13 protein-coding genes are annotated in these 13,844 nt (G+C 76.4%); 11 read left to right on the forward strand and 2 right to left on the reverse strand.

Annotated features, from left to right (window positions below; genetic code table 11):
- Nucleotides 1–3 precede the first annotated feature (3 nt).
- Genes cobN through EP26_RS20310 form a run of 5 tightly spaced genes read left to right on the forward strand, consistent with a single transcriptional unit; the run spans nucleotide 4 to nucleotide 6,443 of the window.
- A complete protein-coding gene (gene cobN / locus EP26_RS20290; protein WP_043341329.1) occupies nucleotides 4–3,276 on the forward strand; it encodes a cobaltochelatase subunit CobN in 3,273 nt (1,090 codons plus the stop codon).
- The gene (locus EP26_RS38195; protein WP_043341330.1) at nucleotides 3,273–4,352 is read left to right on the forward strand and encodes a hypothetical protein; all 1,080 of its coding nucleotides are present in this window, start codon (nucleotides 3,273–3,275) and stop codon (nucleotides 4,350–4,352) included. The genes cobN and EP26_RS38195 overlap by 4 nt, the downstream gene beginning before the upstream one ends.
- Entirely contained in the window at nucleotides 4,349–4,975 is a 627-nt protein-coding gene (locus EP26_RS20300; protein WP_043341331.1) for a precorrin-8X methylmutase, read from the forward strand. Before EP26_RS38195 ends, EP26_RS20300 begins: the two co-directional genes overlap by 4 nt.
- Entirely contained in the window at nucleotides 4,972–5,694 is a 723-nt protein-coding gene (locus EP26_RS20305; RefSeq protein ID WP_043341333.1) for a precorrin-2 C(20)-methyltransferase, read from the forward strand. Before EP26_RS20300 ends, EP26_RS20305 begins: the two co-directional genes overlap by 4 nt.
- Nucleotides 5,691–6,443 (forward strand): precorrin-3B C(17)-methyltransferase, encoded by a 753-nt coding sequence (locus EP26_RS20310; RefSeq protein ID WP_043341334.1) that lies wholly within the window; start codon nucleotides 5,691–5,693, stop codon nucleotides 6,441–6,443. The genes EP26_RS20305 and EP26_RS20310 overlap by 4 nt, the downstream gene beginning before the upstream one ends.
- On the opposite strand, the gene EP26_RS20315 is transcribed toward EP26_RS20310, so the two are convergent.
- Complete coding sequence (locus EP26_RS20315) at nucleotides 6,416–7,165, reverse strand: cobalt-precorrin-6A reductase (RefSeq protein ID WP_043341336.1); 750 nt, start codon at nucleotides 7,163–7,165, stop codon at nucleotides 6,416–6,418. The genes EP26_RS20310 and EP26_RS20315 overlap by 28 nt on opposite strands.
- Between EP26_RS20315 and EP26_RS20320 the strand changes: the two genes are divergently transcribed.
- From EP26_RS20320 to cobM, 3 genes are read left to right on the forward strand one after another with little or no spacing between them, the layout of a single operon-like run.
- On the forward strand, nucleotides 7,164–8,384 hold the full coding sequence (locus tag EP26_RS20320) for a bifunctional cobalt-precorrin-7 (C(5))-methyltransferase/cobalt-precorrin-6B (C(15))-methyltransferase (protein ID WP_043341337.1): 1,221 nt from the start codon (nucleotides 7,164–7,166) through the stop codon (nucleotides 8,382–8,384). The genes EP26_RS20315 and EP26_RS20320 overlap by 2 nt on opposite strands.
- Nucleotides 8,381–8,821: a cobalamin biosynthesis protein gene (locus EP26_RS20325; RefSeq protein WP_052389432.1), complete on the forward strand. Its 441-nt coding sequence runs from the start codon at nucleotides 8,381–8,383 to the stop codon at nucleotides 8,819–8,821. Before EP26_RS20320 ends, EP26_RS20325 begins: the two co-directional genes overlap by 4 nt.
- On the forward strand, nucleotides 8,818–9,579 hold the full coding sequence (cobM, locus tag EP26_RS20330) for a precorrin-4 C(11)-methyltransferase (RefSeq protein WP_043341339.1): 762 nt from the start codon (nucleotides 8,818–8,820) through the stop codon (nucleotides 9,577–9,579). Before EP26_RS20325 ends, cobM begins: the two co-directional genes overlap by 4 nt.
- Here cobM and EP26_RS20335 read toward each other — a convergent pair.
- Nucleotides 9,546–10,640: a cobalt-precorrin-5B (C(1))-methyltransferase gene (locus tag EP26_RS20335; RefSeq protein ID WP_052389428.1), complete on the reverse strand. Its 1,095-nt coding sequence runs from the start codon at nucleotides 10,638–10,640 to the stop codon at nucleotides 9,546–9,548. The two genes, cobM and EP26_RS20335, sit on opposite strands and share 34 nt — an antisense overlap.
- 137 nt (nucleotides 10,641–10,777) lie before the next feature.
- On the opposite strand from EP26_RS20335, the gene EP26_RS20340 reads away from it, so the two are divergent.
- Genes EP26_RS20340 through EP26_RS20350 form a run of 3 tightly spaced genes read left to right on the forward strand, consistent with a single transcriptional unit; the run spans nucleotide 10,778 to nucleotide 13,841 of the window.
- Nucleotides 10,778–12,079, forward strand: a complete 1,302-nt coding sequence (locus tag EP26_RS20340) for a cobyrinate a,c-diamide synthase (protein WP_043341343.1) — start codon at nucleotides 10,778–10,780, stop codon at nucleotides 12,077–12,079.
- Nucleotides 12,076–13,068 carry a nicotinate-nucleotide--dimethylbenzimidazole phosphoribosyltransferase gene (cobT, locus tag EP26_RS20345; protein ID WP_043341345.1) on the forward strand — a complete coding sequence of 331 codons (993 nt, stop codon included), beginning with the start codon at nucleotides 12,076–12,078 and terminating at the stop codon, nucleotides 13,066–13,068. Before EP26_RS20340 ends, cobT begins: the two co-directional genes overlap by 4 nt.
- Nucleotides 13,065–13,841 (forward strand): adenosylcobinamide-GDP ribazoletransferase, encoded by a 777-nt coding sequence (locus EP26_RS20350; protein WP_043341348.1) that lies wholly within the window; start codon nucleotides 13,065–13,067, stop codon nucleotides 13,839–13,841. Before cobT ends, EP26_RS20350 begins: the two co-directional genes overlap by 4 nt.
- Nucleotides 13,842–13,844 lie beyond the last annotated feature (3 nt).

Genomic DNA, 13,844 nt, shown 5'->3' on the forward strand with positions numbered 1-13,844 from the left:
CCGATGCACATCCTCAACACCACCACCGCCGGCTTGGAGGAGTTGGCCGAGCCGGTCGACCTGCGCCAGAGCCCGGCGCCGATGGCGGTGCTGAGCTTCAGCGACAGCGACCTCGCCGGGCTGGCGGCGGCCTGCGAGGCGGAGCGCGCCACCCTCCCCGCCCTCCGCCTCGCCCCGTTGCGGCAGCTCCGCCACCCGATGTCGGTCGATCTCTGGCTCGACCGCACCGCCTCTGGCACGCGGGTGATCCTGCTCCGCCTGCTCGGCGGCCTCGACTGGTGGCGCTACGGCGCCGAGCAACTGGCGGACCTCTGCCGCACCCGCGGCATCGCCCTCGCCGTCCTCCCCGGCGAAGACCGCGACGACCCGCGGCTCCCCGCCCTCTCTACCCTGCCTTCCGCCGAATGCGACGCGCTGCTGGCCTACTTCCGCGAGGGCGGGCCCGACAACATGCGCGCCCTGCTGCGCCGCCTCGCCACCCATGCCGGCACCCCGCTTCCCGCCCCACCGCCCCGGCCGATGCCCCGCGCCGCCGGCTGGCTGCCCGCCGAGGGCACGGTCTCCATCGACCGCCTCGCCGCCAGCCTGCCGCCCGGCCGCCCGGTGGTGCCGATCCTCTTCTACCGCTCCGTCCTGCTCGCCGCCGACGCCGCCCCCATCGCCGCCCTGGCCGAAGCCCTCGCGGCCCGCGGCCTCGCCCCCGCCCCCATCTTCCTCGCCAGCCTGAAGGAGCCTGCCTCCCGCGAGGTGCTCCGCTCGGCCCTCGCCACCCTCGCGCCCGACCTCATCCTCACCACCACCGCCTTCGCCGAGGCGGAGGACCCGATCCTCCCCACCCCCGGCGTCCCCGTGCTGCAGGCGGTGATGGCGACGACCGCGCGCGAGGCCTGGCAGGCGAGCCCGCGCGGCCTCGGCGCCGCCGACCTGGCGATGCATGTCGTCCTGCCGGAGCTCGACGGCCGCATCCTCGCCGGCGCCATCGCCTTCAAGGCACCGGCCGGGGACCCAAGCTTCCCCCGCCAGGCCAACCGCCCCGAGCCCGACCGCATCGCCGCCCTGGCCGACCGCGCTGCGGCCTTGATCCACCTCCGCCGTACCCCACCCGCCGACCGTCGCCTCGCCCTTCTCCTGCCCGACTACCCCGGTGCCGGCGGCCGCACCGGCTATGCGGTCGGCCTCGACGTCCCCGCCAGCCTGCTCGCCCTCTGCGACGACCTCCGCTCCGCCGGCTACGCGCTCGCCCCGCCCCCCGCCGATGCCCGCAGCCTCCTTGCCGCCCTCGATGCGACGGTCCCCGGCCTCCCCCTCGCCACCTACCGCACCCTCCTGCCGCCCGCGCTGGCAGCGGCCATCGACGCCGCCTGGGGCCCGCCCGAGGCCGACCCCGATTGCCGCGACGGCGCCTTCCACCACCGCGCCCTCCGCCTCGGCGCCGTCACCATCGCCGTCGCCCCCGACCGCGGCCGCACCACCGAGCGCCGCGCCGAGTACCACGATCCCGCCCTGCCGCCGCGCCACGCCCTGCTCGCCTTCGGCCTCTGGCTGCGCCACGCGCTCGACATCCACGCCCTCGTCCATATGGGCGCCCACGGCACGCTCGAATGGCTGCCCGGCAAAGCCGTCGCCCTCTCCGCCGACTGCTTCCCGGAAGCCGTGCTCGGCCCGCTCCCCGTCCTCTACCCCTTCCTCGTCTCCAACCCCGGCGAGGCGGCCCAGGCGAAACGCCGCATCGCCGCCGTCACCCTCGGCCACCTACCGCCCCGCCTCGCCGGCCCCGGCCTCTCCGGCCCGGCCCGCGCGCTTGAGGCCCTGCTCGACGAATTCGCCGCCGCCGACGGGCTCGACCGCCGCCGCCGCGACCGCCTCGCCCGCCTCATCCACCAGGCCGCCGCCGAAGCCGCCCCCGGCACCCTCCCGCCCCTCGGCGACCAGCCCGACGAGGCGCTGCGCCGCCTCGACGCTTGGCTCTGCGACCTGAAGGAGCTGGCGATCAAGGACGGCCTCCACATTTTCGGCCGCGCCGATGCCGCCGACCCGCCCGAGCGCGCCGCCAGCGCCGCCGCCGAGCGTGCCGCCTTGCTCGCCGCCCTCGACGGCCGCCACATCGCGGCCGGCCCCGGCGGCGCCCCCGCCCGCGGCCGCACCGATGTCCTGCCCACCGGCCGCAACCTCTTCGCCGCCGACCCCCGCACCCTCCCCACCCCGACCGCCATGGAGCTCGGCCGCCTCGCCGCCGCCGAGGTGTTGAGCCTCTACCAGCAGGAGCAGGGCGAGATGCCCCGCAGCCTGGTACTCGACCTCTGGGGCAGCGCGACGCTGCGCACCGGCGGCGAGGAGATCGCCCAGGGCCTCGCCCTGATGGGCTGCCGCCCGCTTTGGGACGCCGGCACCGGCCGCGTCACCGGCATCGAGGTCCTGCCCCCCGCCAGCATGGGCTGCCCCCGGGTGGACGTGACCTGGCGCGTCTCCGGCCTGTTCCGCGACCTCTTCCCGGCGCAGATCGCGCTCATCGACACCGCCACCCGCGCCGTCGCCGCCCGCGACGAAAGCCCGGCCGAGAACCCGCTGGCGGCCGCCCACCGCGCCGGGGTGCCGCTCGCCCGCATCTTCGGCACCGCCCCCGGCGCCTATGGCGCAGGTCCCGAGGACGCGCTCGCCTCCGGCCGGTGGACCGCCCGCGAGGAACTGGGCCGCGCCTACCTCGCCGCCGCCTCCCACGCCTATGGCGGCCCCGCCGGCGAGGCGTCCCCCGCCCCCGGCGCCTTCGCCACCCGCCTGGCGGGGGCCGCCGCCCTGGTCCACACCGGCGACGACCCCGGCCGCGACCTGCTGGAGGGCGGCGCCGACGCTGCCCATATCGGCGGCTTCGCCTCGGCCGCCGCCCTGCTCGGCACCAGCCCGGCGCTGATCACCCTCGACACCACCGACCCCGCCCGCCCCCGCGCCCGCCCCTTGGCCGCCGCCCTCGCCCGCCTCGTCCAGGGCCGCGCCATCGCCCCCCGCTTCATCGCCGGGCAGATGCGCCACGGCCCCCGCGGCGCCGCCGAGCTGGCCGAGACGGTGGACCGCCTCGTCGCCTTCGCCGAGACCACCGACGCCGTCCCCAGCGCCTTGCTCGACCTCGTCCACGACGCCTATCTCGGCGACCCCGCCGTCCGCGCCTTCCTCCTCCACGAGAACCCCGCCGCCGCCCGCGCCATCGCGCTGCGCCTTGGCGATGCCCGCCGCCGCGGCCTCTGGCACCCCCGCCGCAACGACCTGGAGCTTGGCCTGTGACGCCCCGCGGCGCCTGCCCCAGCCTCGCCGCCCCGATGCCGACCGGCGACGGCCTGCTCGCCCGCATCCCCGCCGGCCCCATGCCCCCCGCCCGCTGGATCACGCTGGCCGAAGCCGCCGCCCGCCACGGCAACGGCCTCATCGAGATCACCGCCCGCGGCAACCTCCAGATCCGCGGCCTGCACCCGACAACGGTCATCCCCTTCACCGAGGCCATCGGCACCGGCTGGCCCACCGACCCGCTCGTCACCCACTCCCCCCTCGCCGGCCTGGACCCCACCGAACAGGCCGACCCCCGCCCCCTGGCCGCGGCCATCCGCGCCGCCACTCCAGCCCTGCCGCCGAAATTCGCCATCGCCGTCGATGGCGGCGGCGCCCTGCATCTCGACGCCCTCGCCGCCGATCTCCGCCTGACCGCCACCGCCACCGGCTGGACCCTCCAGCACGGCGACACCCTCCTGCCCCCGCTGCCTGAGGCCGAAGCCCTCGCCGCCCTTCTGGCCGCCCTCGCCGACCCCACCCGCCGCAGCCGCCTCCCCCTCGCCCCACGCCCGCCCGCCGAACCGCTTGGCCTCCACCCCCTGCGCCACGGCCTCGCCCTCGGCATCGCCGGCGCCTTCGAGGCCCCCCGCCTCGCCGCCTATGCCGAAGCCGCCGCCACCGCCGGCGCCACCGCCTTGACCGGCGCCCCCGGCCGCGCCCTGCTCGCCATCGGCCCGCTGACGCCCGGCCCGTTGCTCGAAACCGCCCACCGCCTCGGCCTCATCACCCAACCCGACGACCCCCGCCGCCGCATCGCCGCCTGCGCCGGCCGCCCCGCCTGCGCCTCGGCCGCGATCGCCACCCGCCCCCTCGCCGAAGCCCTCGCCCCGCATGTGCCGCCCGGCCTCGCCCTGCACCTCTCCGGCTGCCCCAAGGGCTGCGCCCATCCGGGCCGCGCCGCCCTCACCCTGGTCGGGCTCGACGGCCGCATCGGCCTCGTGCCCGGCGGCACCGCGCGTGATAGGCCAACGCGCATGCTCGATGCCGAGGCCCTCCCCGACCTGATCGCCCTGATGCAGGACGCCGCGCCATGACCGACTACATCCGCGACGGCGCGGCCATCTACCGCCGCTCCTTCGCCATCATTCGCGAGGAAGCCGACCTCGCCGGCTTCTCCCCTGAGGAGGCGGAGGTCGCCATCCGCATGATCCACGCCTGCGGCATGGTCGAGGCCGCCCGTTACATCGCCTTCGCCCCCGGCCTGGTCGAGGCCGCCCGCACCGCGCTCGCCGCTGGCGCCCCCATCCTCTGCGACGCGCAGATGGTCGCCCACGGCGTCACCCGCGCCCGCCTCCCCGCCGCGAACGAGGTGATCTGCACCCTCCAGGACCCCCGCACCCCTGCGCTGGCCACAGCGCAGAGCACCACCCGCTCGGCGGCGGCGATATCGCTCTGGGGCGAGCGCCTCGGCGGCGCGCTGGTCGCCATCGGCAACGCCCCCACCGCCCTCTTCCACCTCCTCGAGATGCTGGAAGCCGGCGCCCCCCGCCCCGCCGCCATCCTCGGCATGCCGGTCGGCTTCGTCGGCGCCGCCGAATCGAAGCAGGCGCTGGAGGAGAGCCGCCTCGGCATCCCCTGGGCCATCGTCCGCGGCCGGCTCGGCGGCAGCGCGATGACCGCCGCCGCCGTCAACGCCCTCGCCAGGCCCGGCTTATGACGGGCCGCCTCTACGGCCTCGGCACCGGCCCCGGCGACCCGGAGCTGCTGACGCTGAAGGCCGCCCGCATCCTCGATTCCGTCGATGTCATCGCGCATTTCGCCAAGCGCGGCGCCCCCGGCAATGCCCGCCGCACCGTCGCCGCCCGCCTGCGCGCCGAGGCGATCGAGCTGCCCCTCCTCTACCCCGTCACCACCGAACTCCCGCGCCACTCCGCCGACTACCGCGCCCAGATCGAGGAATTCTACGCGGCCTCCGCCGCCGCCGTCGCCGCGCATCTCGAGGCCGGGCGCAGCGTCGCCGTGCTGAGCGAGGGCGACCCGCTCTTCTACGGCTCCTACATGCACCTGCATGTCCGCCTCGCCCCGCACTACCCGACCGAGGTGGTGCCGGGCGTGACCGGCATGTCCGCCTGCTGGTCCATGGCCGGCACGCCCGTCGCGCAGGGCGACGACGTGCTGATGGTCCTCCCCGGCATGCTGGACGACGCCGAGCTGCGCCGCCGCCTCGCCACCGCCGAGGCCGTCGTCATCATGAAGGTCGGCCGCAACCTCCCCCGCATCCGTGCCGCGCTGGCCGCGACCGGCCGCCTCGACGGCGCGATCTATGTCGAGCGCGGCAGCATGGACGCCGCCGCCGTCCTGCCGCTCGCCGCCCGCGACGACACGCCCGCGCCCTATTTCTCCATCGTCCTCGTCCCCGGCTGGGCCGGCGTATGAGCCGCCTCGACGTAATCGGCCTCGGCCCCGGCGGCGCCGGCCTCCGCACGCCGGACGCGGAAGCCGCCCTTGCCTCGGCCGCGATGCTCTTCGGCTACGGCCCCTATCTCGACCGCGTGCCGCCGCGCCCCGGCCAGTCCCGCAACCCCTCCGACAACCGCGTCGAGCTCGCCCGCGCCCAGGCCGCCCTGGCCGCCGCCGCGGAAGGCGCCCCCGTCGCCATGGTCACCGGCGGCGACCCCGGCGTCTTCGCCATGGCCGCCGCGGTCTGCGAGGCGATCGAGTCCGGCCCGCCCGAATGGCGCGCCATCGACCTCGCCATCCACCCCGGCGTCACCGCCATGCTGGCGCTCGCCGCCCGCACCGGCGCCCCGCTCGGCGCCGATTTCTGCGTCCTCTCCCTCTCCGACAACCTGAAGCCCTGGCCGCTGATCGAACGCCGCCTCGCCGCCGCCGCCGGCGCCGGCTTCGCCCTCGCCCTGTACAACCCGATCAGCCGCGCCCGCCCCTGGCAACTCGGCGCCGCCCTCGCCCTGCTGCGCACCCACCTGCCGGCGACGACGCCCGTCATCTTCGGCCGCGCCATCGCCCGCCCCGACGAGGCCATCCGCATCACCACCCTCGCCGAGGCCGACCCGCTCTGGGCCGACATGGCGACCTGCCTGCTGATCGGCACCGCCGAAACCCGCCTCGTCCCCCGCGCGGGCCGCCCGCCCTTGGTCTACACCCCGCGCCGCGCCGCCCAATGACCGACCCACTCCCGCGCCGCCGCCACCGAGCCGATCGAGGGCACCTCCGGCAGCACCGGCCGCGCCAGCATCACGACGCGAACCCCAAGCTCCCGCGCCGCCACGATCTTCCCATAGGTCGCATCGCCCCCGCTGTTCTTGCAGACGATGGCTTCGATGCGATGCCCCTCCAGCATCGCCCGCTCCTCTCCGGCATCGAACGGCCCGCGCCCCAGCAGATACACGGCCCTTGGCACCCCAAGCTTGGGCTCGACCGGATCGACGCTGCGGATGAGATAGCTGTGCCGCGGCGCCTCGGCGAACCCCGCCACCTCCTGCCGCCCGAGCGCCAGGAACACCCGCCGCGGCACCTCCCCCAAGGCCGCGACGGCCGCCCTGACATCGGCCACCTCCACCCAATCATCCCCCTCGACGCGCTGCCAAGCCGGCCGCCGCACCGCCAGCAGCGCAACGCCCGCGATGCGGGCCGCCTCCGCCGCATGCGCCGAGATGGTCGCCGCATAGGGATGCGTCGCATCCACCAGCAGCCCGACCCGCTCCGCCCGCAGATGCTCGGCCAGCCCCGCCACCCCGCCGAAGCCCCCCACCCGCACCGGCACCGGCTGCCGCGCCGGCACCGCCGTCCGCCCGGCCAGCGACAAGGTCACGTCGAACCCCGCCAGCGTCCCGGCCAGCTCCCGCGCCTCGGTCGTCCCGCCCAGGATGAGGATGCGTCGCGTCATGGCTGAGCCATCCCAGGGATCGCCCTGGCTGTCCATCATCGGCCTCGGCGAGGAGGGCATCGCCGGCCTCTCCCCCGCCGCCGCCGAACGCCTTTCGGCGGCGAGGCTCGTCTTCGGCGGCGCACGCCACCTCGCCCTCGCCCGCCCGCTGCTGCGCGGCGAGGCCCGCCCCTGGCCGAGCCCCTTCAGCATCGCGCCCGTATTGGCCGCCCGCGGCCGATCGGTCGCCGTCCTCGCCTCCGGTGACCCGATGCTGCACGGCGTCGGCGCCACCCTGCTCCGCGCCATCCCGGCCGAGGAGGCGCTGGTCCTCCCCGCACCCTCCGCCTTCAGCCTCGCCGCCGCCCGCCTCGGCTGGCCTTTGGCCGAGGTGACGACCCTCTCGCTCCACGCCCGCCCGCAGCAGGCGCTGCGCCCCCATCTCCACCCCGGCGCCCGCCTCCTGGTGCTGACCTCCGACGCCACCTCCCCCGCCGCCATCGCCGCGATGCTGACGGCCGACGGCTTCGGCGGGAGTGCGGTGACGGTCCTCGAAGCCCTCGGCGGCCCGCAGGAGCGCATCCGCCGGACAACGGCGCAGGGCTTCGCCCTCCCCGACATCCACCCCCTCAACCTGCTCGCCCTGGAGATCGCCGCCGCTCCCGGTGCCTGCCCAATCCCCCGCACCCCCGGCCTGCCCGACGCCGCCTTCGAGCATGACGGCCAGATCACCAAGCGCGAGATCCGCGCCCTCACCCTCTCGTCGCTGGCGCCGCTGCGTGGCGAGCTGCTCTGGGATATCGGCGCCGGCGCCGGCTCCATCGCCATCGAATGGATGCTGGCCGACCCCTCCCTCCGCGCCGTCGCCATCGAGCCCCGCCCCGACCGCGCCGCCCGCATCCGCCGCAACGCCCTCGCCCTCGGCGTCCCCGCCCTGCGCATCGTCGAAGGCCCGGCCCCCACCGCCCTCGCCGGCCTTCCGACACCATCGGCCATCTTCCTCGGCGGCGGCGCCACCGATCCCGGCGTGATGGACGCCGCCCTCGCCGCCCTCCCCCCCGGCGGCCGCCTCGTCGCCAACGCCATCACGCTTGAGACCGAGGCGCTGCTCCTCGCCCGCCATGCCACCCTCGGCGGCGACCTTCTCCGCCTGGCCGTCAGCCGCGCCTCACCGGTCGGCGGGATGACCGGCTGGCGCCCCGCCATGCCCGTCACCCAATGGTCCTGGCGGAAGCCATGAACCCCAAGCAAGGTCAGCCCCGTCCCGCAGCCGACACGGGCGGAGCCAGGCTGATCGCCGGCTTCGGCTGCCGCCGCGGCGCCCCCGCCGAGGCCATCGCCGCCGCCCTCGCCGCCGCGCTCCAGGTCGCCGGCCGCGCCCCCGCCGCGCTGACCGCCCTCGCCACCAGCTGCGCCAAATCCGCTGAACCCGGCCTCCAGGCGATGGCCGCCCAGCTCGCCCTCCCCCTCACCCCGCTGCCGGACGCCGCCCTCGCCGCCGCCGCCCCCGCCTGCCTCACCGCCTCTCCCCGCGTCCAGGCCCTGACCGGCCTCCCCTCCCTCGCCGAAGCCGCCGCGCTCGCCGCCGCCGGCCCCGGCGCCCGCCTGCTCGGCCCGCGCCAGTCGGCAGGGGGCCTCGCCACCTGCGCCCTGGCCACCACGGAGCCCGCCCCATGACCGTGCATTTCATCGGCGCCGGCCCCGGCGCCGCCGACCTCATCACCCTCCGCGCGCGGGACCTCATCGCCTCCTGCCCGGTCTGCCTCTATGCCGGCTCCGTCGTCGCCCCCGCCGTGCTCGCGCATTGCCCGCCCGGCGCCAGGCTGGTCGACACCGCCCCGCTCTCCCTCGACGCCATCGAGGCCGAATGCCTCGCCGCCCACACCGCCGGCCAGGATGTCGCCCGCCTGCATTCCGGCGACCTCTCCATCTACTCCGCGCTCGCCGAGCAGAAGCGCCGCCTGGAACGCCACGGCATCCCCGTGACGATGACGCCCGGCGTCCCCGCCTTCGCCGCCGCCGCCGCCGCCCTCGGCTGCGAACTCACCGTGCCCGAGGTAGCGCAAAGCCTGGTGCTGACCCGCATGCCCGGCCGCGCCTCCGCCATGCCCGCGGGCGAGACCCTCGCCGCCTTCGGCGCCACCGGCGCGACGCTCGCCATCCACCTCGCCGTGACCCAGCTCCCCCGCATCGCCGAGGAACTGACACCCCTCTACGGCGCCGACTGCCCCGCCGCCGTCGTCGTCCGCGCCACCTGGCCCGACGAGCGGATTATCCGCGGCACCCTCGCCGACATCGCCCCCCGCACGGCGGAGGCGGGCGTCGACCGCATGGCCCTCATCCTCGTCGGTCCCGCCCTCTCGACCCACACTACCGAAAGCGCCCTCTACTCCGAGTTCTATCAGCGCCGCTTCCGAGGGCTGGAGGGCGCATGAGCATCGCTCGGGGCAAAGCCGGCCCGGCCCATCATCCGCCCCTCCCGGTCGAAGACCACCACCTCGAGCGCGATGCCGGGATGCTCCAGCACCCCCGCCGCCACCCGCCAGGCCCCGGCCGCGATCGCCTCGCCCAGCCCCGGCGCCAGGGCGAAGGCCTCCGCCACCGTATTCGCCCCCCGCACCCGCTCGCCAAGCCCCGCATCCCCGACCAGCGCCGCCAGCGCCGCCATGTCCGCCGCCCCGCGCTTGGAGTGCAGATCGAGCATCCCCTGCGCCAGCTTGGTCATCTTGGCGACGCCGCCCGCAACGGTGACCCGCTCCACCGGATGCCGCCGCAGGTATTTCAGCATCCCGCCGACGAAATCCCCCATCTCGATCAGCGCGACATCGGGCAGCCCATGCAGCCCCCGCACCGCCGCCTCCGAGGCCGCCCCCGTCGCCCCCGCCACATGCCGGAGGCCGCTCGCCCTTGCGACATCGATCCCGCGATGGATGCTGTCGATCCAGGCCGCGCAGGAATAGGGCACCACGATTCCCGTCGTGCCGAGGATCGACAGCCCGCCGACGATCCCGAGCCGCCCATTGAGCGTCCGCTCCGCCAGCAGCTCGCCGCCGGGGATGGCGATCTCCACCTCCGCATCCGCCCCCGCCGGCGCGACCGCATCGAGCGCCTCCCGGATCATCCGCCGCGGCACCGGGTTGATGGCCGGCTCCCCCGGCGGCAGCGGCAGCCCCGGCCGCGTCACGGTGCCCACCCCCGGCCCCGCCCGGAAGCGCACCCCGCTCCCTGCGGGCAACGGCCTCACCGTCGCCAGCACCAGCGCGCCATGCGTCACGTCGGGGTCGTCCCCCGCATCCTTGACGACCCCCGCCACCGCCCCGCCCTCGACGAACTCCCCCCGCGCCAGGGCGAAGGCCGGCTCCGCGCCCCCCGGCAAGGTAATCGTCACCGGATCGGGGAAGGCCCCGGTGCGCAGCGCGACGAAAGCCGCCTTCGCCGCCGCCGTCGCGCAGGCGCCGGTCGTCCAGCCACGGCGAAGGGTTGCGGGCGCATCCATCCCCCGCAACCTAGGTCATGCCGATGCAGGGCCGCGCCCAATCCTGGCCGCCCCAAGAAAGTCCTCGCCGATCCATCACCGGTCCCTCTGCACCCCCGACCTAGGACCGATCCCGCCCCCTGTCACCGGCCCCGCCCATGACCGGCCCCGGCCTGCTCATCGCCGCCCCCCGTTCCGGTGCCGGCAAGACCACGGTGACGCTCGCCCTGCTGGCCGCGCTGCGCGCCCGGGGCCTCGCCATTCGCGCCGCGAAAGCCGGGCCGGACTACATCGACACGGCCTTCCACGCCGCCGCCACCGGCCGCCCCGGCCTCAACCTCGACAGCTGGGCCATGCCGCCCCCTCTGCTCGCCTCGCTGGCCGCCGAAGCCGCCACCGGCGCCGACCTGCTCCTGGTCGAAGGCGCCATGGGCCTGTTCGACGGCATCGCCGGCCCGCCCGGCCGCACCGGCGCCGCCTCCGATCTCTGCGCCCGCCTCGGCCTCCCCGTCCTGCTGGTGCTCGACGTCACCGGCCAAGCCCAATCCGCCGCCGCCCTGCTCCGCGGCTTCGCCCTCCACGACCCCGCCACCCGCATCGCCGGCGTGGTGCTGAACCGCACCGGCAGCGACCGCCACCGCCGCATGGTGGAAGCCGCGATCGCCCCCCTCGGCATCCCCGTCCTCGGCGCCATCCCGCGCGCCGCGCCGCCCGCCCTGCCGGAGCGCCATCTCGGCCTCGTCCAGGCCGAGGAACTCCCCGCCCTCGCCGACACCCTCGCCGCCCTGTCGGCGCTCGCCGAACGCCATCTCGACCTCGACGCCATCCAATCCCTCGCCCGCCCCATCCCCCCCGCACCGGCCGCCTTGCACCTGCCTCCACCCGGCCAGCGCATCGCCCTCGCCCGCGACGCCGCCTTCTCCTTCCTCTACGCCCATATCCTCGCCGCCTGGCGCACCGCCGGGGCCGAGCTGCACCCCTTCTCCCCCCTGGCCGACGAGCCCCCGCCCGACCACTGCGACGCCTGCTGGCTCCCCGGCGGCTACCCGGAGCTGCACGCCCCCCGCCTCGCCGCCGCGCACCGCTTCCTCACCGGCCTCCGCCACTTCGCCACCACGCGGCCCGTGCATGGCGAATGCGGCGGCTACATGGTGCTCGGCCAGGGCATCGAGGATGCCGAGGGCTCCCGCCACGCCATGGCCGGCCTGCTCGGCCATGCCAGCAGCTTCGCCCGCCGCCGCCTGCATCTCGGCTACCGCGAGGCCCGCCTCCTCACCGACGGCAGCCTCTGGCGTGGTCACGAATTCCACTACGCCACCGTCATCGACCCCACCGCCGACCCCCCCTTCGCAGACCTCCGCAACGCCGAGGGCGACCCGCTCGGCCCCGCCGGCGGCCGGCGCGGCCTGGTGAGCGGCAGCTTCTTCCACCTCATCGCCCCCGCAGAGATGCCCGCATGATCGCCGACGCCGCCCAGCAGCGCCTCGATTCCCTCGCCAAGCCCCTGGGCAGCCTCGGTCGCCTGGAACGCCTTGCCCGCCGCCTCGCCGAAACCCAAGGCACGATCGCGCCCGAGACCCGCCCCCGCCGCCTCGTCGTCTTCGCCGGCGACCACGGCGTGGTGGCGGAAGGCGTCGGCCTCTGGCCCGCCGAGGTCACGGCCGCGATGATGCGCCTGATGCTCGACGGCCGCTCCACCTGCGCCGCCCTCGCCCGCGCCTCCGGCACCGATTTCCTGCTGATCGACGCCGGCTCCAGGGCCCCGTCCTTCCCGCCCCAGCCCGGCTACCAGGACTGGCGCATCGCCCGCGGCACCGCCAACCTCGCCCGCGAGCCCGCCATGACTGTCGCCGATTTCGACGCCGCCTGGTCCCTCGGCACCCGCGCCGCCGAGGAGGCCGCCGCCGATGGCATCCGTCTCCTCGCCATCGGCGAGATGGGCATCGGCAACACTACCGCCGCCGCCTGCCTCGCCGCCCTGCTGACCGGCGCCGCCCCCGCCACGATGGTCGGCCCCGGCGCCGGCGCCACGCCGGAAAGCCTCGCCCGCAAGCACGCCGCCGTCGCCGCCGCCCTCGCCCGCGCCGAGCCGGACCCGCGCCGCGCCATCGCCGGCCTCGCCGGCTACGAGATCGCGGCCATGGCCGGCTGCATCGCCGCCGCATCGCGCCTCGGCCTGACGATAGTGCTCGACGGCTTCATCACCGCCGCCGCCGCCCTCGTCGCCCGCGCGCTACAACCCGATGCCCTCCGCACCGCTATCGCCGCCCATTGCGGCGAGGAGCCCGGCCACGCCCCGGTGCTGGCCGCCCTCGGCCTCGAGCCCTTCCTCGACTGGCAACTCCGCCTCGGCGAAGGCAGCGGCGCGCTCCTGCTGCTCCCCCTGCTCGACGCCGCCGCCGCCCTGCTGCGCGACGTGGCGACGCTCGCCGAAGCCACCGGCGAATGATCCCGGCCTGGCTCCGCGCCGCCGCCACCGCCCTGCAATTCCTGACCCGTCTGCCCATCCCCGGCGGCGCCAGCGCCGACCCCACGCGCTTCGAGGCCGATATCGCCCGGGCCCTCGCCCTCTTCCCCCTGGCAGGCGCCCTGATCGGCACCCTCACCGCCGCCACCCTCTGGCTCGCGTCGCAGCTCTGGCCCCTCCCCCTCGCCGTCCTCCTCGCCCTGGCGCTGGAAGCCCGCCTCACCGGCGCCCTGCACGAGGATGCCGTCGCCGATCTCTGCGACGGCTTCGGCGGTGGCCGCACGCCGGAGGACGTGCTCCGCATCATGAAGGACAGCCGCATCGGCGCCTTCGGCCTGCTCGGCCTCGCCTTCGCCCTGGCCTTGCGCGCCGGGGGCCTGATCGCCCTCCCCGACGCCGCCACCGCCGCCGTCGCCCTCATCGTCTCCGGCTGGGCCGCCCGCCTGCTGATGCTGGCCGCGATGCTCGCCATCCCGCCCATGCCCGGCCGCGCCGGCCTCGGCGGCAGCGTCGCCTCGCAGGCCACGCCGCACCGCCTCGCCCTCGCCCTGCTGCTCAGCCTGCCGGTGCCCCTGCTCGGCCTTTGGTGGAACACCCAGGCGATGCTGCTCGCCTTGCTCGCCTCGGCTCTTTTCCTCGCCTGGTTCCGCCGCCTCGTCCTGCGGCGCCTCGGCGGCAGCACCGGCGACTGCTTCGGTTTCGCCGCTTATGCCGGCCTGATCCTGACGACCCTCGCCTTCGCCGCCCACCGCTGAGCC

Origin of the sequence: Belnapia moabensis DSM 16746, from assembly GCF_000745835.1 — a bacterium.
Classification (GTDB): Bacteria; Pseudomonadota; Alphaproteobacteria; order Acetobacterales; family Acetobacteraceae; genus Belnapia; species Belnapia moabensis.

Bases quoted from the DNA above. Each gene is read 5' to 3' on its own strand.
- cobN (WP_043341329.1), top strand. From the start codon at position 4: ATGCACATCCTCAACACCACCACCGCCGGCTTGGAGGAGTTGGCCGAG.
- EP26_RS20300 (WP_043341331.1), top strand. From the start codon at position 4,349: ATGACCGACTACATCCGCGACGGCGCGGCCATCTACCGCCGCTCCTTC.
- EP26_RS20305 (WP_043341333.1), top strand. From the start codon at position 4,972: ATGACGGGCCGCCTCTACGGCCTCGGCACCGGCCCCGGCGACCCGGAG.
- EP26_RS20310 (WP_043341334.1), top strand. From the start codon at position 5,691: ATGAGCCGCCTCGACGTAATCGGCCTCGGCCCCGGCGGCGCCGGCCTC.
- EP26_RS20320 (WP_043341337.1), top strand. From the start codon at position 7,164: ATGGCTGAGCCATCCCAGGGATCGCCCTGGCTGTCCATCATCGGCCTC.
- EP26_RS20315 (WP_043341336.1), bottom strand. From the start codon at position 7,165: ATGACGCGACGCATCCTCATCCTGGGCGGGACGACCGAGGCGCGGGAG.
- EP26_RS20325 (WP_052389432.1), top strand. From the start codon at position 8,381: ATGAACCCCAAGCAAGGTCAGCCCCGTCCCGCAGCCGACACGGGCGGA.
- cobM (WP_043341339.1), top strand. From the start codon at position 8,818: ATGACCGTGCATTTCATCGGCGCCGGCCCCGGCGCCGCCGACCTCATC.
- EP26_RS20335 (WP_052389428.1), bottom strand. From the start codon at position 10,640: ATGGATGCGCCCGCAACCCTTCGCCGTGGCTGGACGACCGGCGCCTGC.
- EP26_RS20340 (WP_043341343.1), top strand. From the start codon at position 10,778: ATGACCGGCCCCGGCCTGCTCATCGCCGCCCCCCGTTCCGGTGCCGGC.
- cobT (WP_043341345.1), top strand. From the start codon at position 12,076: ATGATCGCCGACGCCGCCCAGCAGCGCCTCGATTCCCTCGCCAAGCCC.
- EP26_RS20350 (WP_043341348.1), top strand. From the start codon at position 13,065: ATGATCCCGGCCTGGCTCCGCGCCGCCGCCACCGCCCTGCAATTCCTG.